20 protein-coding genes and 1 riboswitch are annotated in these 19,421 nt (G+C 36.8%); of the genes, 16 read left to right on the plus strand and 4 right to left on the minus strand.

What is annotated here, in order from left to right:
• Window positions 1-3 precede the first annotated feature (3 nt).
• Together J7W16_RS05285 and metE are read right to left on the minus strand one after the other, a co-directional pair.
• The gene (locus J7W16_RS05285) at window positions 4-174 is read right to left on the minus strand and encodes a hypothetical protein (RefSeq protein WP_210596182.1); all 171 of its coding nucleotides are present in this window, start codon (window positions 172-174) and stop codon (window positions 4-6) included.
• Window positions 175-183: 9 nt separating this feature from the next.
• Window positions 184-2,460: a 5-methyltetrahydropteroyltriglutamate--homocysteine S-methyltransferase gene (gene metE, locus J7W16_RS05290; protein WP_210596184.1), complete on the minus strand. Its 2,277-nt coding sequence runs from the start codon at window positions 2,458-2,460 to the stop codon at window positions 184-186.
• Window positions 2,461-2,596: 136 nt separating this feature from the next.
• Window positions 2,597-2,779, minus strand: a riboswitch (cobalamin riboswitch).
• Between the two features lie 163 nt (window positions 2,780-2,942).
• Between metE and J7W16_RS05295 the strand changes: the two genes are divergently transcribed.
• From J7W16_RS05295 to J7W16_RS05315, 5 genes are all read left to right on the plus strand, one after another.
• Window positions 2,943-3,533 (plus strand): cob(I)yrinic acid a,c-diamide adenosyltransferase, encoded by a 591-nt coding sequence (locus tag J7W16_RS05295; RefSeq protein WP_210596186.1) that lies wholly within the window; start codon window positions 2,943-2,945, stop codon window positions 3,531-3,533.
• A gap of 168 nt (window positions 3,534-3,701) precedes the next feature.
• Complete coding sequence (locus J7W16_RS05300; RefSeq protein WP_210596187.1) at window positions 3,702-4,613, plus strand: VanW family protein; 912 nt, start codon at window positions 3,702-3,704, stop codon at window positions 4,611-4,613.
• Between the two features lie 583 nt (window positions 4,614-5,196).
• Window positions 5,197-6,102, plus strand: a complete 906-nt coding sequence (locus J7W16_RS05305) for a M23 family metallopeptidase (RefSeq protein WP_210596189.1) — start codon at window positions 5,197-5,199, stop codon at window positions 6,100-6,102.
• Window positions 6,103-6,193: 91 nt separating this feature from the next.
• Window positions 6,194-6,568: a hypothetical protein gene (locus J7W16_RS05310; RefSeq protein ID WP_210596191.1), complete on the plus strand. Its 375-nt coding sequence runs from the start codon at window positions 6,194-6,196 to the stop codon at window positions 6,566-6,568.
• A gap of 134 nt (window positions 6,569-6,702) precedes the next feature.
• The gene (locus J7W16_RS05315; RefSeq protein ID WP_210596193.1) at window positions 6,703-7,761 is read left to right on the plus strand and encodes a M14 family metallopeptidase; all 1,059 of its coding nucleotides are present in this window, start codon (window positions 6,703-6,705) and stop codon (window positions 7,759-7,761) included.
• A gap of 99 nt (window positions 7,762-7,860) precedes the next feature.
• On the opposite strand, the gene J7W16_RS05320 is transcribed toward J7W16_RS05315, so the two are convergent.
• Entirely contained in the window at window positions 7,861-8,109 is a 249-nt protein-coding gene (locus J7W16_RS05320) for a ferredoxin (RefSeq protein WP_210596195.1), read from the minus strand.
• A 263-nt stretch (window positions 8,110-8,372) separates the two neighbouring features.
• On the opposite strand from J7W16_RS05320, the gene J7W16_RS05325 reads away from it, so the two are divergent.
• The 5 genes from J7W16_RS05325 (at window position 8,373) to J7W16_RS05345 (ending at window position 12,293) form a co-directional block, all read left to right on the plus strand.
• Window positions 8,373-9,434 (plus strand): YpbB family protein, encoded by a 1,062-nt coding sequence (locus J7W16_RS05325; RefSeq protein ID WP_210596197.1) that lies wholly within the window; start codon window positions 8,373-8,375, stop codon window positions 9,432-9,434.
• Window positions 9,421-10,938 carry a RecQ family ATP-dependent DNA helicase gene (locus J7W16_RS05330; protein ID WP_246879861.1) on the plus strand — a complete coding sequence of 506 codons (1,518 nt, stop codon included), beginning with the start codon at window positions 9,421-9,423 and terminating at the stop codon, window positions 10,936-10,938. The genes J7W16_RS05325 and J7W16_RS05330 overlap by 14 nt, the downstream gene beginning before the upstream one ends.
• Window positions 10,935-11,531 carry a CPBP family intramembrane glutamic endopeptidase gene (locus J7W16_RS05335; protein ID WP_210596199.1) on the plus strand — a complete coding sequence of 199 codons (597 nt, stop codon included), beginning with the start codon at window positions 10,935-10,937 and terminating at the stop codon, window positions 11,529-11,531. The genes J7W16_RS05330 and J7W16_RS05335 overlap by 4 nt, the downstream gene beginning before the upstream one ends.
• On the plus strand, window positions 11,524-11,778 hold the full coding sequence (locus tag J7W16_RS05340) for a hypothetical protein (protein WP_210596200.1): 255 nt from the start codon (window positions 11,524-11,526) through the stop codon (window positions 11,776-11,778). The genes J7W16_RS05335 and J7W16_RS05340 overlap by 8 nt, the downstream gene beginning before the upstream one ends.
• Before the next feature lie 62 nt (window positions 11,779-11,840).
• Window positions 11,841-12,293 carry a DUF2663 family protein gene (locus J7W16_RS05345; RefSeq protein ID WP_210596202.1) on the plus strand — a complete coding sequence of 151 codons (453 nt, stop codon included), beginning with the start codon at window positions 11,841-11,843 and terminating at the stop codon, window positions 12,291-12,293.
• Between the two features lie 55 nt (window positions 12,294-12,348).
• Here the strand turns inward: J7W16_RS05345 and J7W16_RS05350 are convergent, their stop codons facing one another.
• Window positions 12,349-12,576 carry a hypothetical protein gene (locus J7W16_RS05350; RefSeq protein WP_210596204.1) on the minus strand — a complete coding sequence of 76 codons (228 nt, stop codon included), beginning with the start codon at window positions 12,574-12,576 and terminating at the stop codon, window positions 12,349-12,351.
• A 421-nt stretch (window positions 12,577-12,997) separates the two neighbouring features.
• Between J7W16_RS05350 and J7W16_RS05355 the strand changes: the two genes are divergently transcribed.
• From J7W16_RS05355 to J7W16_RS05380, 6 genes are all read left to right on the plus strand, one after another.
• Window positions 12,998-14,224, plus strand: coding sequence for a M20 family metallopeptidase (locus tag J7W16_RS05355; protein WP_210596205.1), 1,227 nt, complete (start codon window positions 12,998-13,000; stop codon window positions 14,222-14,224).
• Between the two features lie 247 nt (window positions 14,225-14,471).
• On the plus strand, window positions 14,472-15,230 hold the full coding sequence (locus tag J7W16_RS05360) for a metallophosphoesterase (protein ID WP_210596207.1): 759 nt from the start codon (window positions 14,472-14,474) through the stop codon (window positions 15,228-15,230).
• A 99-nt stretch (window positions 15,231-15,329) separates the two neighbouring features.
• Window positions 15,330-16,241: a MerR family transcriptional regulator gene (locus tag J7W16_RS05365; RefSeq protein WP_210596209.1), complete on the plus strand. Its 912-nt coding sequence runs from the start codon at window positions 15,330-15,332 to the stop codon at window positions 16,239-16,241.
• Window positions 16,242-16,354: 113 nt separating this feature from the next.
• A complete protein-coding gene (locus J7W16_RS05370) occupies window positions 16,355-16,960 on the plus strand; it encodes a genetic competence negative regulator (RefSeq protein WP_210596211.1) in 606 nt (201 codons plus the stop codon).
• Window positions 16,961-17,107: 147 nt separating this feature from the next.
• Window positions 17,108-18,370: a Glu/Leu/Phe/Val family dehydrogenase gene (locus tag J7W16_RS05375; protein ID WP_210596213.1), complete on the plus strand. Its 1,263-nt coding sequence runs from the start codon at window positions 17,108-17,110 to the stop codon at window positions 18,368-18,370.
• A gap of 66 nt (window positions 18,371-18,436) precedes the next feature.
• Window positions 18,437-19,405, plus strand: a complete 969-nt coding sequence (locus J7W16_RS05380) for a YpdA family putative bacillithiol disulfide reductase (RefSeq protein WP_210596215.1) — start codon at window positions 18,437-18,439, stop codon at window positions 19,403-19,405.
• Window positions 19,406-19,421: the final 16 nt, after the last annotated feature.

Here is a 19,421-nt window from a genome sequence, read left to right on the forward strand (position 1 = left end):
TCATTAAAGAATAGATCTTATACTTTTTAACCAGCGTTTCTCAGTAATCTCATCTGTAAATTGAAGATGGTTAAGTAGTGTTACTAGGCTGTTCGCGTCCATATTTTTGATTAGAGAGATGATTATCTTTTCATCATTTGAATGTTGAAGAAAATATATTAATTCATTTCTCATACTTCCTCCTTAGGAGTTAGTGATCGTCTGATTTACTTTTTTACGGGCAAGGTGAGCTGCTTTGACCATTTCCTTTAAGGCGTCAATTGTTTCTTGTTCTGATCTTGTCTTAAGTCCGCAATCTGGGTTAACCCAGAATAGTTCAGTCGGAAGAACATTTAGTGCCCGTTCAATGACAGTCAGCATTTCATCTGCACTTGGAATACGTGGGCTATGTATATCATATACCCCAAGACCAATTCCCTTCTCATACACATTTGTTTCAAATGCTTCGATAATCTCTCCATGACTTCTAGATGTCTCAATTGAAATGACATCCGCATCTAAATCATCAATCGCTTTAATAATTTCATTAAATTCGCTATAGCACATATGTGTATGGATTTGGGTTGTATCCTCAACATCAGAGGTGCTCATTCTGAATGCTTCAACAGCCCAAGACAAATAGTGCTGATGCTTATGATCTTTTAATGGTAAGCCTTCACGAAGAGCTGGTTCATCCATTTGAATCATTGTAATACCTGCTGCCTCAAGTGCCTTAACCTCGGTTAGGAGGGCCTCTGCGATCTGATAGGCTACTTCTTGGTGTGGAAGATCATTACGAACAAACGACCAATTTAATATCGTAACAGGCCCCGTTAGCATTCCTTTTACAGGTTTTGAAGTTAGGGATTGTGCAAAAACTGATTCGGCTACTGTCATAGATGAAGTGAACGTCACGTTTCCGAAAATAATTGGTGGTTTTACGCAACGTGACCCGTAAGATTGAACCCAACCATTTCTAGAAAAAGCAAAGCCATCTAGCTTTTCACCAAAAAACTCAACCATATCATTTCGCTCAAATTCACCATGCACAAGAACATCTAAATCAAGATCTTCTTGAATTCTAATCCATTTCTCTATATGGGCTTCGATTTGGTCTTGATACTGTTTATGAGTTAATTCACCTTTACGCCACTTGAAGCGTGTTTGGCGAACCTCTTTTGTTTGCGGAAAGCTTCCGATTGTTGTTGTAGGTAATAATGGCAATGACCATTTATCCTGTTGAATATTAAAACGATTTGAAAATTCAGTTTTCCGCTTTGTTAGTAAGTTTGGTCGATCATACTGCTGTCTCCATGAAGAGTTAGCCAATTGTTCAACGCCCTCCTGATGACTAACGAGAAGGTTGATATGATCGTCTGGCTCTTCAATCAACTTCTGAATGATTACTAGTTCATCAAGCTTTTCATCACAATAAGAGAGTGCATTTTTAACTAAAGGATCCAACGTATCTTCGTGCTGTAATGTCACAGGTACATGTAGTAGGCTAGAGGAAGGTTGAAGCAATTGATTAGAATAAGGAACATAGGTTTCAAGGTCACACAACAAATCATATGCTTCTTTTAGATTGCTTTTCCAAATATTACGACCATCAATTATTCCTACTCCTAAAATCTTATCTTCAGGAAAGCCGAAAGATCGAATGGCATTTAAGTTCTCATCTTTTCCATAAACAAAATCAAGTCCAATCCCTTTCACGGGTAATTGAATTAACTCTTCATAAAAATCAACGCTCTCGAAATAGGTTTGAAGTAAAATGTCAATAGAAGGAACTGCCTTGTTAAGTTGTTGGTAAATTGTTTTAAATAATTCAAATTCATTTTTGGATAAGTCTTTGACTAATATCGGTTCGTCAATTTGGACTAAAGATGCCCCTGCCTCAGCTAATTCCTGTAGCACTTGAGAATAAAGTGGTAATAAACTGAGTAACAATTGTTCAAATTGACTTTCACTATAGCCTTTCGATAGTTTTAAGAAAGTGAATGGTCCAAGAATGACTGGCTTACCGTTAATATTAAGTTCGTCTTTCGCTTCAATAAATGCTTGGAGTGGCTTGTTATCGACAAGGGTTGGCGTTTGGTTATTCCATTCAGGTACAATATAGTGGTAATTGGTATCAAACCATTTTGTCATTTCGCTAGCCTGTGCTTCTCCACCTCGAGCTATTGCAAAATAAGTTGAAAGAGGTACCTTTCCTCCAGAATAGGCAAAACGATTTGGAACTAGTCCAAACATTACTGCTGTATCAAGGACATGATCATAATAGGTGAAATCATTGACAGGGATTAGATCGATTCCCTTATCTTGTTGTTTACGAAGATTATTCAACCGATATGACTTCATTTGCTCATGTAATTCGGTTTCAGAAATCTGTCCAGACCAAAAGGATTCCAGTGTTTTTTTCCATTCTCGTTGTTCTCCAATGCGTGGATAACCCAGATTACTCGTTTGTACTTTACTCATTCATATTCCCCCAGTTAAAATTAAAATAAATTAAAAAAGGATATAGCTACACCTAAAGTAGGGTAACTATATCCTTATATGTCCAACACAAATAAACAGAATAGTTAACACCTCCCTATCTCCCGTAGGTAAAAAACAGTGTCGTTGAAATCGGCAGGTCTCCTGGCTCTAGACTCATCACCACATTGGTCTTCCCAGCTGTCGCCAGTGACTTGTTCAATGTGATTCATCTAATACAGTGGCGGGACCGCTTCGGATTTACACCGAATTCCCTTTTAAACTTTGAAACATTCAAAGTACCCATTCCCAACATATGAAATTGTTTCTAACTTTATCTTGATCTGATCGTCTTGTCAATGGAATTGTCAGAAATCGGCGAATTAAATTTTTGAATTTTCTTTTAGTTTAGCTTCATTTGATATACTATAATAATAAGATTGATTATTGATGATACTACTTTATAAAAATAGAGGTGCTATTAAATGAAACTATATACACGAACAGGTGACCAAGGGAAAACAAGTGTTGTAGGCGGTAGAGTGTCTAAGAATAACGCAAGAGTAGTCGCGTATGGTACGACAGATGAATTAAACTCCTTTGTTGGACAATGTGTGACTCAATTAGATGATAAGCTTTTCCTAGATATTAAAGCAGAGCTAACCAAAATTCAGCACGAACTATTTGATTGTGGCGGCGATTTGGCAATGGTGAAAGAAACGGAGAAGCTTTCATATAAAACCTCTCTTGAGATGATTGAGTTTTTAGAAGAGAGAATTGATTGCTACATAGAAGAAGCACCTACACTGGAGCGCTTCATTCTACCGGGTGGCTCCATCCCGTCCGCAACATTGCATATTTGTCGAACGGTTGCAAGAAGAGCTGAACGCGAAGTTGTACAGTTAGTTGAGCAACAGGCTGAATATAATCCGATTGTTTTAACTTATTTAAATCGTCTTTCAGATTATTTCTTTGCAGCTGCTAGAGTGGTCAATTTTCGGTTGAATGTAGGAGATATTGAATATGAGCGCAGTGGCTTAGTGTTTAAAAATGGAAAGCGTAAGGATCAAATGTAAATCTTAAGATTGTCTTAGAAAGTATTTCAACGGGAATTATTCTTTTGAAATACTTTTTTTGTTCTTTTTAAAACTCTCCTAAATAAATCTGCTAGTCCGATGTAATTATATGGAATTAGTCTTTTGAGATATTCATATAGTAATTAGTGTGTTGAAGGAGGATGAGGGATGAAAAGAATGTTGGTATTCGTTCCAATTTTACTAGTAGCCTGCAGTAATACAAATGGTCAAGATGTGTTAGCCGTTAGTAATCATTCAAGATCTGTTGAAACTTTAATTGAAATGAAAGCACCTGTATATTGGGAAATTAATTTAGTAGACGAATATAATCAAGCTAACTATGAAATTTCGCTAAACGATTATGGCTATCAGATGGGAATGAGTATAGATGAAAATTCCATTCGTTCACTGGCCCGGGAGATCGCTAGTGAAATTGATACTCCGATGCAAAACCCTAAGCTTGCTGAGGATGGTTCAATTATTAAGGGAATTCCTCGTGTGATTTTATCCGAGAAAGAATTAGTCGAGCAACTTCTTTCATTACCGGTTGGAACCAACGAAACACGATTGCCAATATACGTTACGGAACCTAACATTCGCGATGAACAATTAATTGGAATTGATGAGAAGGTTATCGGAGAATTCAAAACCTATTTCAACCCCCACGTTGCTGGCAGAGCACAGAATGTATTACTATCTGCTAAAGCTATTTCCGGAACGATTATTGGACCGGGAGATTCATTTTCATTTAATCAGACAGTTGGCGAAAGAACGGTTGCTCGTGGATATCAGGAGGCAATGGAAATTGTTAATAAAGAATTTGTTGTTGGTATTGGCGGAGGTATATGTCAGACGTCGACAACATTGTTTAATGCTGTAGAAAAAGCGGGCTTATCGATGGTTGAACGGTATTCACACTCTAGAGAAGTAGGATATGTTCCTGAGGGGAGAGATGCGACTGTGTCATGGGGAGGTCCAGATTTCCGATTTTTTAATCCACATCCGTATCCAATATTGATTCAAACAAATGTCGATTTGGTAAACGGGGAATTAGTAGTTAGCGTCCACAGTCACTCATAATTATACAGTAGATTGGGAGGGGTTTAACGAGGCAACCTTTCCTTTTTGACTTTCTATACTCTGTTCGAAAGTTGAAGATAGATTTTATGGATAAAGAGCAAGCTGTTAGCAATTGCATGTTGTTGGAGGAGTAATTGGAAAGCGAAACTGGATAAAGTGTCACAGAGTTCTCTCGTTATATTTCCCCAAGTCGGTCAACCATCAGCCCTTCGACATAAATACGAATTCTGATATAATTATGCACCATTTTCAATTTAGTTTTTATAATGATGAGAAGAGATTTCTATTTCTGAACGCTTCAACTAGAGAAAAAATCAGCTTGCAAACTGAAAGTATGTTATCTCATTTTAAAGACTAAACTATTGATCCGGTTATATTTGTGAATTTTCTTTAGTCTCACTCAGTCAGCAAATATAATGGATAAAAGAAGTGTATCCTATGTAAGCATTCTAAACGAATGTGAAAAAGGAGATGATTCAATCTGGTTTGATTGAATAATTTTAGGCATAAATTAAACCAAGCCTTCATATGATAGTACAGTAAAAAATGGAAAATAGATGTTCTTACTTATGAGGAGGAAATGATGATTGATTTTATAAAAAGAATTTGTATTGCTCTTGTTCTTGCTCTGTTCATTGGGATGTTATTTGTAGGTACTTCTTATACGTTCGCACATGAGGACGAAAAATTGCCAGAAGAGTTAGTTGAAGCCCATATATGGCCAACCGTCGGTGATGTAACAGATACATACGGGACGAGAAATGGAAAACATTATGGAATCGATATCGCGGCCGAGGAAGGAACACCTGTAATTTCTATCGAAACAGGTGTCGTCACTCGGTCTTATTATTCAGATACATATGGACATGTTATCTTTGTTGAACATGAAAATGGATTAGAAACAGTATATGCCCATTTAAATGAACGTCTCGTGGACGAGCTTGAAGTTGTAGATGAAGGTCAATTAATTGGTACTGTTGGCACAACGGGTGAATCATCAGGTAATCATCTTCATTTTGAAGTTCACTATGGAAATTGGAATATCGAAAAGTCAGAATCGATTGACCCATTTGTAGTGCTCTCTACAGAACCTGAATATATGTATGCAGCATTAGGCGAAGAATCTCCATATGGGTCGGATTGGAGAACAAGAGATAGTATTACTGTTTCAAGTAATGATAAGCATAGAAACTCTGACGGTATGATTGTTGTGACAGTGAATCGCGGCGATACTATTTCCAAGATTGCTTATGAAAATAATGTGTCAGTAGAAGAGGTAATGAACTGGAATCTACTTGAAAATGATGTCATCTACCATGATCAAGAATTGAAACTTTATCCAAATAAGGATAGGCATGTTGTAAAAAAAGGAGAAACCCTAACAGCGATTGCTGATAAATATCAACTATCCATTGAAGGTTTACAGGAATTAAATAAACTACAATCTGATCTAATTACAACAGGTCAATCTCTCGTTATAAATAAGTAATTCGTCTTTCAACATAGTCAATCTACAATAAATTTGTCGAATATGGTAAAATAATGTTTATTGAGATTGTTTGTAAAATGGGGAATGAAGGATGAATATAAGTACTGAACTTTTTCTGTGGCTAAACAAACAAACAGATATACAAAGTCATAATGTTGATTTAATAGACGGTTTTCTTTTTATGCTACAAAAAATAAACAGACATCAATCGATTCGTCTTATCAGTGATCAACAAATCCACCCACGTTTTTGGAGAAGTCATGATCGGACATTCGGCTATAAATTAATGACTAAAAATAAAAAAAACAAAAATGCCCATCTTTATCAATTTTATTTAGACGTGGCCTTTGCGGAACAATTTATTCAAATGGAGCAAGAGAGTATTCGTGTAACTGAAAAGGGAAAGTGTTTTTTAGAGAAAGAAAAAGAAGAACAATTAGATTTGTTATTTACTTATATTTGGTAGGGAGCGATAAAAGAGTCTAAGGAATTAAACTCTTTATGCTCCCTATTGTACCTTTGTTGTAACTTGTTAGTTGAATTTACTGTATGTTAGTAAATAGTTCATCATATAGTTATTAATAGAGGGGGAGAGGATAAATGAGGCATATCGTAAATGAAGGAGAAACAATAGCGAAAATCGCTTATATGTACGGGATCCGTCCATTTGATTTATTGCTTTTTAATCGACACTTAGATTCAGAAAGTGCGTATGTTAAACCGGGGACAAAACTACATATTACGAATTCAATAAGTCAATCTGATCCATTTGATTGGGATGGCAAGGCTGAATTTAGTCAGGTCGATTTGGAGAATATACTTCCGCTAATGAAATCAATGGGCGTTGGGGTTGAAATTATAGGATATTCTGTTATGAGAAAGCCGATTTATGCATTAACAGTTGGTCGAGGTGAAAAAGAAATATTTTATTCTGGTGGATGGCATGCGAACGAGTGGCACACTAGTAAGTTTCTTACATTATTTATTCATCAATTGGCACTAAAGGATCAAATGGATGAAGAGTGGGAGGAATATCGAATTCAGAAGCTGCTTGATCATGTCAAATTAGTCGTCGTTCCTTTAGTTAATCCAGATGGAGTAGATTTGGTTCTTCAAGGAATTTACAAGGAGCATCCCTTTTATGATCAAATTCTACAAATGAACAAAGGGATGACTGGTTTTGATCACTGGTCAAGTAATATTCGTGGAGTCGATTTGAATCATCAATGGGCTGCTGGGTGGGAAATTGAAGCAGAAGAAAGTCCCCAACAACCGTGGTCACGACATTATAGTGGGACTAAGCCTCTTACAGAACCAGAAGCGAAAGCAATTTATCGGTTAACAAAAGAGCATTGTTTTAATTATGTGCTTGCATTTCATTCTCAGGGACAGGTTATTTATTGGGGTTACCGTGGCCTGGAACCGGCCGAAAGTAATGAGATGGTTAGACGTTTATCGTTAAAGAGCTCGTATACACCAATTCATACTGCAGATAGTGACGGAGGCTACAAGGATTGGTTTATCAAGGAAACAGGAAAACCGGGCTTTACTATTGAAGTCGGTGTCGGGACAAATCCGCTATCTCCCAAGGCGTTTGCTGAGGTGTGGTCAAATAATTGTCTTCTTGCACTAGAAGGTCTGTGCTTATGGGACCGGTGATCAACTTTTAATGCTAACAAAAGAGGCCACTGAAAAAGGTGAAAACATTCCTTTTTTAGTGGCCTCTTTAACAAGATATGTTAGATATTTTTAAGGGAACTACTCAAACTTTAATGCATCGCCCTCAAACGGTTCATCAGCAACCTTAATTGAATCGGTTGGACAGCCTTCTTGTGCATCAATCATATCCTCTTCCAATTCATCAGGAATGGCAGATGTTCCATTATTGTCATCAAGAATAACGAAGGCAATTCCCTCATCATCGTAATCATAAATATCTGGAGCAGCAGCACCGCAAGCACCGCATGCAATACATGTGTCTTTATCTACAATTGTGTATTTTGCCATTTAAAAAGCCCTCCAATTTCGGTATCCATTCTATCTTATTCAAAACATACGAATGTTTATCCTGTATGTTCCCACTTTTGAATAAGTCTTTTTCTACTGACTTATTGTAAAACGTAATGACAAACTTTTCAACATATACCTCTTAAATTTATTAAATTTAACGTCATTATTCTTATTTATTCCCATTCCGTTACTTTGGAGCACCGATGTTTACTGGAATTTGATACAATAGAAATAAGCATTTGGAATAGGAAGTTGGTGATATGGTGAACAGTAAGGATGTTATCATTGTCAAAATACTTGACGCTTTAAAGGGTGAACGTTCAATTTATGGAGCGTATCATTTACTAAAGGGCAAAAAATCTGCACAGACGATTCAAGATGGTTCTTTTTTTTCAATTCTTCATTTTTTTGGGTTATTCCCGACAATTGAAAGAGATGAAATCAAATCCATCGTTGAAAAGCTAGCAGCAAGAAATGTCGTTCAATGGATCAGCAATGATAGTGCCGTTGTAACTGAGTATGGAAGGGACAAGCTTTCTGAGCTGGTAAGTCAATATCAATACTTAGACGACTTAAATGGCTGGCAATATCATGATTTAGCGAATGTGGTTTGGTTACGAATCATGCTGTGTGTTCAAACGCTTAGTCATATCGTTCATCAACATAACCGTTTTTATCCTATTACACACCAAAGTCAGATTCAATTATGGGTCAAAAGGACTCTTCCTAAAGAAAATAAGCTCCAAGCAAATTTGTTTACAGCCTTATATAAGGAGTTACATTATTTTTTATCTACATGTAATGAGCTACAAGCAACTGTCTTTGTCTTTCAATTGACAGGTAGAGAAAATATAGGTTTAACAAGGCTCCAAATTGCTGAGCTTATGAATAAAAGTCAGGATGAAATTACGCTTGTTCATCTTTCTGTTATCCATAAACTTTGTAAAGAGACGGAGCAACAATCTCTTTATCCGATTTTATCACTATTTGCTAAAGATTTGACTTCAACGCTCGTCTTAACTGAATCGGCCTCTAAGACGTTAGAATTGTTTCAAATGGGGTATACGGTTGAAGAAATAAGTCAAAAGAGGAAATTAAAAGTAAGTACGATTGAAGACCATATTGTTGAAATTGCCCTACTAGATAAGAATTTTCCTATTGAACAGTTTGTGCCGAATCAGATAGCTGAGGCGATTGTTAGATCGTCGAATGTTCTTCAAACGAGTCGATTAAGAGTAATTAAAGAAAATGTAGAAGAGGATGTTAGTTATTTTATGATTCGTTTGGTTTTGGCTAGGAGGAAGGTAAATGATGGGACTTGAACAATCACTTAAGCAATATTTTGGTTACACAGCCTTCCGTGAGGGGCAACGTGAGATTATCGAAGCGGTCCTAGAGAAGAAGGATGTTGTAGCAATGCTACCAACAGGAACAGGAAAATCAATTTGTTATCAGTTACCGGCACTACTTCTTAATGGAGCAACGATTGTTGTTTCACCGCTTCTATCACTAATGGAGGATCAGGTACAGCAATTACGTTCAGAAGGAATTCGTTCTGTTATTGCTTTAAATAGTTTTATGAGTAAGGAAGAACGTGAGCAAGCTCTTCACAAGCTTCATTTGTACAAACTAATCTATGTATCACCGGAAATGCTTCAATATAGGTTTATCCAGTTTGCCTTGAAAAGATTAGCCATTTCATTATTTGTTATTGATGAAGCCCATTGTATCTCACAGTGGGGGCCAGATTTTAGACCAGATTATTTAAGACTTGGTGCTGTAAGAGAATGGTTAAAAGATGCACCTTGTTTAGCAATTACAGCCACAGCGACTAGTGAAGTACAAGAGGATTTAAAAAAACAGCTTCAAATGAAAAATCCAATTTCTATTATTTATTCAGTCGATCGCCCAATGATCTCATATCAGGTTGAAGCTGTATCATCAACAGAAGAAAAAAAACAGAGAGTAAGGGAATTGGTTCAGCAATTACAAGGACCTGGCATGATTTATTTTTCTAGCCGGATGTGGGCAGAATCAATTTGTCATATGCTCAAACTAGAAGGTTTTGAGCGAGTTGCTTATTATCATGGAGGTCTAACAACTGAGGATCGTTTGCTCATTCAACAACAGTTTATGATGGGACAAATTGATATCATTTGCTGTACTAGTGCCTTTGGGATGGGAATTAACAAAAAAGATATTCGTTTTGTTATTCATTTCCATTACCCAATAGAACTAGAATCTTATGTACAAGAAATTGGACGGGCTGCTCGTGATGGAAAGCCAAGTGTTGCAATATTACTTTATTGCGATGATGATAAAGGCTTATCAAGGATGTTAATTGAAAGGGATGTTCTCACAGAAAGTCAACTACATCATCTTGTCGCACAATTAGGTGAACATAATCAGTGGAATCGCCGCATTGAAGAGAATATCTTCAACCAACTCGCATGCTCTGAAACAAGTTGGAGGAGCGTTCTTTACACACTTGAAAAGCTAAACATCATTCAAAACGAACAAGTCGCTTCATTTACACCAGCAAAGCTTGTCAATAAGCTTAAAGAGATTCAGAGAAAACGAATAGAAGAGAAAGAAAAAAAGGTTATGCAGTTTGAAGCTTGGATTAAAAGGAAATCTTGTAGGAGAGAATCACTTTTAGGATATTTTCAAGAAATGTTAACATCCCATCCAATCCATTGTTGTGATAACTGTGGTGCTGATTTGGGTCCGTTTACCTCTAACAAAAGTCATTCATTAACTATAGAGTTTTCTTGGGAATTGAAATTAGCTGAGGTATTTGAACTAAATGAGCGGGGTACGGAATGAAAAAACAAAGGGAAATTGTTTCTCACTTGACGGACAAAGAACTACTATTAAACGTTTACTATACTCAAGCTATTATTTTTTTGATTAGTGTAGGATTAGCATTCTTTGTTTTTGATTCTTGGAAGGAACTAGGTTTATTATTTGGTCCTATAAGAATCGAGTTCATTTTCTTAGCTATGGGCAGTGCTGTATTCGTCGTTTTAATTGATATCATATTAGAAAAGAAGCTACCGTCCGATTGGCTAGATGATGGTGGCATTAATGAGAGGGTTTTTAGGAATCTGTCTTTGCCACAGCTTGTATTTATCTGTTTGACTGTTGCGCTAACGGAGGAGTTGTTATTTCGTGCTGTCCTTCAAACATCATTTGGAATTGTTGTGGCGAGTTTAATATTTGCCTTAATCCATTTTCGCTATTTAGATAAGCCAATTCTCTTCATTAATGTTGTTTGTGTGAGCTTTTTGTTAGGTGGCTTATTCTGGTGGTCAGGGAATATTCTTGTTTCCATTTTAGCTCATTTTTTAATTGACCTTATCTTGGGGTTTATTATTAGACAGAGACATATACACGGAGAGGGTGAGGGAGTTGGATGAAAGAAAACAGTATCATGATCAGGCGAGGCGGTTACGGCAGAAAATGAAAGATCATCAAGACGATGAGCAACAAGAAGAAAAAAAAGAAGTGCACTCATTGCCGCCAAGAAGCAGTGTTCATCAAAGAAATGACAGAAAAAAGAAAACAAAATGGAGATTGCGATTTCCGCTGATTCGTTTCTTGCTACTTCTTTTTTTCTTGATCATTATTGCAGCTATTACTTCTCCAATGTGGTTGAATAATTAACTTTTGTACTTCTAACCCTTGTCTTACTAACATATATAGTAATGATTAGGGGGTGTGATGGGATGAAGGTGTTTAAGGAATGGAACATTAGATCAGGACCAGAAATAGTAAAGGTGATGTTAGAAGAACTAGTAAAAAGGAAAGATAAGCTTGAAAAAATGGAGAAAGCGAAAATGAGATGGTCATTATATGCTCTCTTTTGTTTAGCTATTTTATTTTTGTTAGGATTTCAAGTGTTTTCTTCCCATCATGTATCCTTCAATACAAATGTATTATCATTAATCGTGACTCATCCATATATGTTGTTTTTGATGCTGCTTCTATCTATTGGCTTTATACAGATCCGTTTCTTTACAAAAAAGTCGACGAAAGCAGAAAAAGAGTTTGAGGCGTTAAGAGAAGAATTAATCATTCGAAGTACAGAACTATGGGAAGAAGATATCAACTGGGAAGCTAGGGAACATGTCTTTTCATATATGAAGAAGGAATATGACATAAATTTATACCATAAGTAAAAAGGGTTTCTTAAAAGGAATGGTAAATCACTTTTAAGAAACCCTTTTTGGGAACCTAGGATGTCTCCTCTAATGATGGATGACCAAAAAATAAGAATTGAGATCGCAGAAAAGCCTTTCCTTGGATAACGATAAGCTGATCATTAAAATGACTCATTTGCCCAAAAGCAACGGTCTTTCTTTCTTTTAAACAAAAAACTTCAACAGGTATCCCTAAACGATGGTTAAATGATAAGTCTTGATTTGTCACGAGCGATTTGTCGGTTACTTTTGTTAATATCAAGTTTGATCACTCCCAATCTAAAGTTTTTCGTTCTTGAAAGCGTTTTCTGTTATCTGATAATTTCAGTATATCCTTTTATTTCTAAATCTTCAATTAAAATGTTGCTTTATCTTACACAATATTTAATTCGTTTTGAACGTTTATCAAAATAGGGATGTATGGTATAATACACGTAACAACGACATTATAGTGTATGTGCTTTTTCTATAAGCGTGATAAGATTGTAGGGAGTGGTAATTATGTCAGCTGTTCAACTTGTAGCCATACTTGGTTTCGGATTTCTAGCAATGATATTAGCTGTTGTTATGGCGATTTATATGCTAAAAGTTTCTGATCAATCTGAATAAGCATAATGCAGCTGAAGCTGACTCCATAGGTCAGCTTCTTTTTAATAAGTAATTATAGGTGAGGAGATGTACATATGGTTGAACAAATGTTTAGACGTTTAGAACAGCTTTTTCCTGAAATGGTCGATATTCGTAGATTACTGCATGAACAGCCAGAGCTTTCCTTTCATGAAGAGAAAACACCGCAGATGATAGCGGATTATCTTGAGCGACTTGGTATTGAAGTGCGAAGAGGAGTCGGTGGTAGAGGCGTAGTTGGCTATATAAAAGGAGACAAACCTGGAAAAACAGTGGCACTACGAGCAGACTTTGATGCACTTCCAATACAAGAAGAGACAAACCTACCGTTTTCTTCAAAAAAACCTGGTGTGATGCACGCTTGTGGCCATGATGGCCATACCGCAACATTACTCGTCTTAGCCAAAGTGTTAGTAGAGCTTAGAACTGAGTTGAAGGGGACGGTTGTGTTAATCCATCAGTTTGCTGAGGAATTAGCTCCGGGTGGTGCAATCGAAATGATTAAAGATGGCTGTCTAGAAGGCGTTGATGCCATTTACGGAACTCATCTTTGGTCACCAATACCAGTTGGGGATATTGCTTATTGTAGTGGTCCAATGATGGCTGCATCTGATCGTTTTGATCTTACAATTCAAGGAAGAGGTGGACACGGGGCTAGTCCACATGAGACAGTCGATTCAATTACAGTAGGAGCAGCTGTTGTCGGTCAGCTCCAGCATATCGTTAGTAGAAACGTCGATCCATTAAAGGCAGCTGTAGTAACTGTTGGTTCATTTCATTCTGGCGGTGCATTTAATGTTATTGCGGATTCTGCAACAATTGTCGGTACTGTCCGAACGTTTGATCCTGAAGTTCAGGACCTCATTATTGCTAGAATGGAACAGATTACAAAAGGTATTTGTGAAGCGATGAATGCAACCTACACGCTATCCTATAAAAAAGGTTATCCTGCAGTTGTTAATGATCCAAGTGAAACCGAAGCTCTTGTTATCTCCACAAAAGAATTCTATAACGAAGAAAAGATATATGAAATTGATCCAGTTATGGGTGGTGAGGATTTTGCTTATTATCTGCAGCACGTTCCTGGAACATTCTTTTTCACTGGTGCTGGAAATGTAGAAAAAGGTATAACCTATCCCCATCATCACCCGAAGTTCGATTTTGATGAAGAAGCGATGTTAGTTGCAGCAAAATGCTTAGGGAAAGCCGCCGTTGATTTTCTTGATCGTGATGTAAATAAGCAGAAGGAATCAATGAGCCAAGTAAGTCATAATTTAAAATAGTTTTGCTAGTATGTCATAAGATTGATTACTTCCTATGGCATACTTTTTTTGTCTTTACATAGGGGATCAGTTGATTATAAATAGTAATAGGGTTAAAGCTGGAACTAAAATGGATTAATGAATTGAATAGACTCAAGGTGTTTGTTCAAATAAGGTAGAGTGTGATCTAGAATTGATAGACGGAAGGAAGTAATAATGATCATCTTTATGGTTAGTTAGTAACATCATAGTGTCTTGGGGGTTAAAAATGGTGATTTTTCTTAGTTTATTATTAGTTGCATTATTATTGGTTGGATATATGTGGAAGGAAGCTTTTAGGGATGCTGTGTTAAGTCATAATCTCTTTTTCACAAGTATCCCTAAGGAGTTTCACAATTTTCAGATTTATTTTATTAGTGATGTTCATAAAAGAAATATTTCAAAATCATTACTTAACACTGTCGAAGGAGATGTTGATTTAATCGTAATTGGCGGAGATCTTTGTGAGAAAGGTGTTTCATATTCCAGAATAGAAAACAATGTCAAACAACTCACATGTCTGGCTCCAACGTATTTTATATGGGGAAACAATGATGTTGAAGTGAACTCACAAAAGTTACAGGAGATATTCAAATTACATGGAGTAATTGAGCTTGTGAACGATATTGACACTATTAGGAGAGGTGAAGAATCTATTCATCTCATAGGCACTTCTTTTGATCTGACAAGAGATGAAGCCAAAGGTCTTGAACAACGTATTGATGAAACTCAATTCAACATCCTTCTATGTCATGATCCACAAGAGAAAAAACATCTTTTGAAAAAAATTCCATTAATTCTTAGTGGTCATACGCATGGCGGACAAATACGTTTTTTAGGATTTGGGCTTAAGGAAAAAGGCAGATTAATAAAGGCAACAAATGAGTACCACTTAATTAGTAATGGCTACGGTACAACCTTACTGCCTTTTAGGTTGGGTGCTCGTGCCCAAACACATCTTCTAAGACTACTAAAGCAATCTGTGTAACCTATTTAATATGTTATACAAAGTTTACACAGCTTGTATGATTAGATATACTTAATAAGATTATCGGATGTGTTTTTTTTGGTATAGGAGGAAAAGAATATGACATCCAAAGAAGGGAAATATAATATTAAAGCAATATCAACGATGCTCGGAATCCAAGCTGGTACATTGAGGGCTTGGGAGAGACGTTACCATATTATTGAACCCGTCCGTAATGAAGCTGGACATCGCTTATACTCAGATGAACATGTTGCTATCTTAAAGTGGCTCATTGACAAAGTAAATAAAGGTTTTACGATTGGACAAGCAGTCGGTTTGTATGAAAAAGGGTCAATATCGTTGGAGACAAATGAAGCCAATAAACATGAAGACTATTCAATCCAATTATCCAACGAAATATTAGACGCACTTCTGTCTTTTAAAGAAAACCAAGCAAACCAGCTTTTAAATCAAGCTTTTTGTTTATTTAGTATTGAGAAGGTCACTATCGATATTTTAGGAACCCTTCTTGTGAAAGTTGGAACGATGTGGGAAAAGAATGAGATCACAGTCGCACATGAGCACTTTGTTACTGCTTTTCTACGAACAAAAATTGGAACGATCTTCCATAGTATGCCGATAGATGGTTTTCTACCGAAAGTGATTGCTGTTTGCGGACCGGATGAAACACATGAATTAGGGTTATTAATTTACACTTTATTTTTGAGGCGAAAAGGTTTTGAGGTTATTTATTTAGGGTTAGGCATACCAACAGGGGATATTGAGCTTGTTATTAATGAAGTAGGTGCACAAATGTTCTTTACGTCGTGTACGATGAAGGATAATCTTGACATTACGATGAAGCTTATTGATGATCTTCATTTGAAATTTCCGGAATTAGTAATTGGAACAGGCGGGTACGCGTTTGACCATTTGAATGAGGACCAACAAAAAGAGTATGGACATTATGTCGTAGGCAAGACTAAACAGGATTGGGAAGATTGGTTAAAGAACCAGCTTCAAGCAAAATAACAGATGTGTTAAAACTTAGTCTCTAGTTTGCGAACCTTCTTTTCTGTCCTTTCATACCGTATAGTATGAAGTTTTTGGGAACGAATGATTTGCAGTATGAGGAGGGTGATAGGATGCGTCTAGAGCGATTAAATACAAATAAATTTAAAGTGTTCTTAACATATGATGATATGCGTGAACGGGGGTTAACGAAAGAAGATCTTTGGCAGGACCTCCCTAAAGTGCACGATTTATTTCGAGATATGATGCATGAGGCTGATGATGAACTAGGGTTTAAGGTTGATGGACCAATTGCAGTTGAAGTTTATGCTATGCCTGCCCAAGGTATGATTATAATAGTATCAAAAAGCGATGCAGATGATTTTGATGAAGAAGGTTTTGAAGAAGGCTATATTGAGATGCAAGTAACATTAGATGAGACAGATGACATTTTTTATGAGTTCGAAAATATAGAAGATGTTATTGCTCTCACGTCTAGACTATATCCCTTTGGTATTAGAGGAGGCAGCCTTTATGCCTTTGAAAGTCGCTATTTCATCCGATTTGATGAATTTGATTTCGATATGAATAATGAAGAGGCATTTGTTGCGTTATTATCTGAGTTTGGTACACCTTCAACAGTTTCCTCTCATCGGGTTGAAGAATATGGAAAAGAAATTATCATGTACGAGGCAATGCAGCGATTATATGTACATTTCATTAAAAGGAAACAGGACTGATCGGTTTTCAGTCCTCTTTTTTTATGTTAGGTTAAACGGAAAAGGGAATAAAAAGTGTTCAAAAAAAAGTGGAAATTCGATTATGATTTGATTATAGTAAATTGGTGTGACAGGTTTAAGTGAAACTCATTAGAGGTGAAAAAACACATGGATGAAAAAATGAAGAGTACAGAGCAAATGGACGTACTCCTTTCAACACAACAAGTAATTAAAAAGGCTTTGGACAAGCTTGGCTATCCAGAAGAAATGTTTGAGTTATTAAAAGAGCCAATTCGAATGCTAACTGTTCGGATCCCAATTCGAATGGATGATGGGTCGACGAAAATATTTACGGGGTATCGTGCACAACACAATGATGCTGTTGGTCCAACAAAAGGTGGTGTTCGCTTTCACCCACATGTCAGTGAGAAGGAAGTAAAGGCATTATCCATTTGGATGAGTTTGAAGGCTGGGATTGTGGATCTCCCATACGGAGGAGGTAAAGGTGGAATTATTTGCGATCCTCGTGAAATGTCTTTTCGTGAGTTAGAGCGATTAAGTCGCGGTTATGTTCGAGCGATAAGCCAGATTGTAGGTCCAACAAAGGATATTCCAGCACCAGATGTGTTTACTAATTCACAAATCATGGCTTGGATGCTTGATGAGTATAGTCGGATTCGCGAATTTGATTCTCCTGGCTTTATAACAGGGAAACCACTTGTTCTTGGCGGTTCACATGGTAGAGAATCGGCTACTGCAAAAGGAGTAACCATTTGTATACGTGAAGCAGCTAAGAAAAGAGGAATTGATATAGATGGAGCCCGAGTAGTAATTCAAGGATTTGGAAATGCGGGTAGCTTTTTAGCTAAATTCATGCATGATGCAGGAGCGATCGTTGTTGGAATTTCGGACGCTTACGGTGGATTATACGATCCTGAGGGTCTTGACGTTGATTATTTATTAGATCGTAGAGATAGCTTTGGTACAGTTACAAAGTTGTTTAAAGAAACAATCACAAACAAGGAACTTTTGGAACTTGACTGTGATATCCTCGTTCCAGCAGCAATCGAGAACCAAATTACCGAGGAAAATGCTCATAATATTAAAGCATCTATTATTGTTGAAGCAGCCAATGGCCCAACAACGATGGAAGCAACGAGAATTTTAACTGAACGTGATATATTATTAGTTCCAGATGTGTTGGCAAGTGCGGGTGGTGTAACGGTTTCTTATTTTGAGTGGGTTCAAAATAATCAAGGATATTATTGGACAGAGGATGAAGTTGAAGGTCGTTTAGAAAAAGTAATGGTTCAATCATTTGAAACGATCTATCAGACGGCTCGGAATCGAAAAGTAGACATGCGTTTAGCTGCTTATATGACAGGCGTGAGAAAAATGGCGGAAGCTTCACGTTTCCGTGGCTGGGTATAATCTGGTATACTAAATAAAAAAATCCCTTGTGTCTAAGATACAGGGGATTTTATTGTAGGTGATAAGATGAGAAAAGAACAGGTCATTATAATTGGTGGAGGACCTTGCGGCTTGTCTGCAGCGATTGCCTGTATGGATAGGGGATTGGATCCATTAGTAATTGAAAAGGAAAATGTTGTGAATTCTATCTACAACTATCCAACACATCAGACTTTTTTCAGTACGAGTGAAAAATTAGAAATTGGTGGCGTAGCTTTCATGACAGAAGAGCGAAAGCCAAGACGAAATCAGGCACTCGTCTATTATCGGGACGTCGTAAAACGTAAAAATATTAGAATTCATTCTTATGAGCGTGTTTTGTCAGTAAAGAAATATGTTGAAGGTTTTACCGTAGATACAACAAATGATACATATGAAGCTAATTTTGTTATTGTTGCGACAGGATATTATGATTCACCAAATCTAATGAATATACCTGGAGAAGATCAAGATCATGTTTATCATTATTTTAAAGAAGCACATCCGTTTTTTGATATGGATGTGGTGGTTATCGGTGGAAAGAATTCTGCTGTAGATGCTTCACTAGAACTCGAAAAAGCTGGGGCTAGAGTAACCAACTTATATCGTGGAAGTCACTATTCAAACAGTGTCAAGCCATGGATTTTACCTGAGTTTGAAGCACTCGTTCGTCATGGGAAGATTGGAATGGAATTTGAAGCGAGTATTAAGGAAATCACAGCTACTCACGTTATTTATGAAGTAAACAGTATAGAAAAGAAAATTAAAGCGGATGCAGTGTTTGCAATGACTGGGTATCACCCAGATCATACATTTATCCAAAGTATGGGGGTGAGTGTAGATTCAGAAACAGGGAGACCGTTTTTTGAACCAGAATCGATGGAAACGAATGTAGAAGGCCTTTATATTGCGGGTGTTATTGCAGCAGGTAATGATGCGAATGAAATCTTCATTGAGAATGGGCGTTTTCATGGAGGATTAATTGCTAAACATATAGTAGAGATGGACAATGATTAGTTGGAACTACGGTTAT

The sequence above is a fragment of the Halalkalibacter suaedae genome, assembly GCF_017939705.1.
Classification (GTDB): domain Bacteria; phylum Bacillota; class Bacilli; order Bacillales; family Bacillaceae_D; genus Halalkalibacter; species Halalkalibacter suaedae.

Excerpts from the sequence above, each read along its gene's own strand:
- J7W16_RS05285 (WP_210596182.1), bottom strand. The coding sequence starts at position 174 with ATGAGAAATGAATTAATATATTTTCTTCAACATTCAAATGATGAAAAG.
- metE (WP_210596184.1), bottom strand. The coding sequence starts at position 2,460 with ATGAGTAAAGTACAAACGAGTAATCTGGGTTATCCACGCATTGGAGAA.
- J7W16_RS05295 (WP_210596186.1), top strand. The coding sequence starts at position 2,943 with ATGAAACTATATACACGAACAGGTGACCAAGGGAAAACAAGTGTTGTA.
- J7W16_RS05300 (WP_210596187.1), top strand. The coding sequence starts at position 3,702 with ATGAAAAGAATGTTGGTATTCGTTCCAATTTTACTAGTAGCCTGCAGT.
- J7W16_RS05305 (WP_210596189.1), top strand. The coding sequence starts at position 5,197 with ATGATTGATTTTATAAAAAGAATTTGTATTGCTCTTGTTCTTGCTCTG.
- J7W16_RS05310 (WP_210596191.1), top strand. The coding sequence starts at position 6,194 with ATGAATATAAGTACTGAACTTTTTCTGTGGCTAAACAAACAAACAGAT.
- J7W16_RS05315 (WP_210596193.1), top strand. The coding sequence starts at position 6,703 with ATGAGGCATATCGTAAATGAAGGAGAAACAATAGCGAAAATCGCTTAT.
- J7W16_RS05320 (WP_210596195.1), bottom strand. The coding sequence starts at position 8,109 with ATGGCAAAATACACAATTGTAGATAAAGACACATGTATTGCATGCGGT.
- J7W16_RS05325 (WP_210596197.1), top strand. The coding sequence starts at position 8,373 with ATGGTGAACAGTAAGGATGTTATCATTGTCAAAATACTTGACGCTTTA.
- J7W16_RS05330 (WP_246879861.1), top strand. The coding sequence starts at position 9,421 with ATGATGGGACTTGAACAATCACTTAAGCAATATTTTGGTTACACAGCC.
- J7W16_RS05335 (WP_210596199.1), top strand. The coding sequence starts at position 10,935 with ATGAAAAAACAAAGGGAAATTGTTTCTCACTTGACGGACAAAGAACTA.
- J7W16_RS05345 (WP_210596202.1), top strand. The coding sequence starts at position 11,841 with ATGAAGGTGTTTAAGGAATGGAACATTAGATCAGGACCAGAAATAGTA.
- J7W16_RS05355 (WP_210596205.1), top strand. The coding sequence starts at position 12,998 with ATGGTTGAACAAATGTTTAGACGTTTAGAACAGCTTTTTCCTGAAATG.
- J7W16_RS05360 (WP_210596207.1), top strand. The coding sequence starts at position 14,472 with ATGGTGATTTTTCTTAGTTTATTATTAGTTGCATTATTATTGGTTGGA.
- J7W16_RS05365 (WP_210596209.1), top strand. The coding sequence starts at position 15,330 with ATGACATCCAAAGAAGGGAAATATAATATTAAAGCAATATCAACGATG.
- J7W16_RS05370 (WP_210596211.1), top strand. The coding sequence starts at position 16,355 with ATGCGTCTAGAGCGATTAAATACAAATAAATTTAAAGTGTTCTTAACA.
- J7W16_RS05375 (WP_210596213.1), top strand. The coding sequence starts at position 17,108 with ATGGATGAAAAAATGAAGAGTACAGAGCAAATGGACGTACTCCTTTCA.
- J7W16_RS05380 (WP_210596215.1), top strand. The coding sequence starts at position 18,437 with ATGAGAAAAGAACAGGTCATTATAATTGGTGGAGGACCTTGCGGCTTG.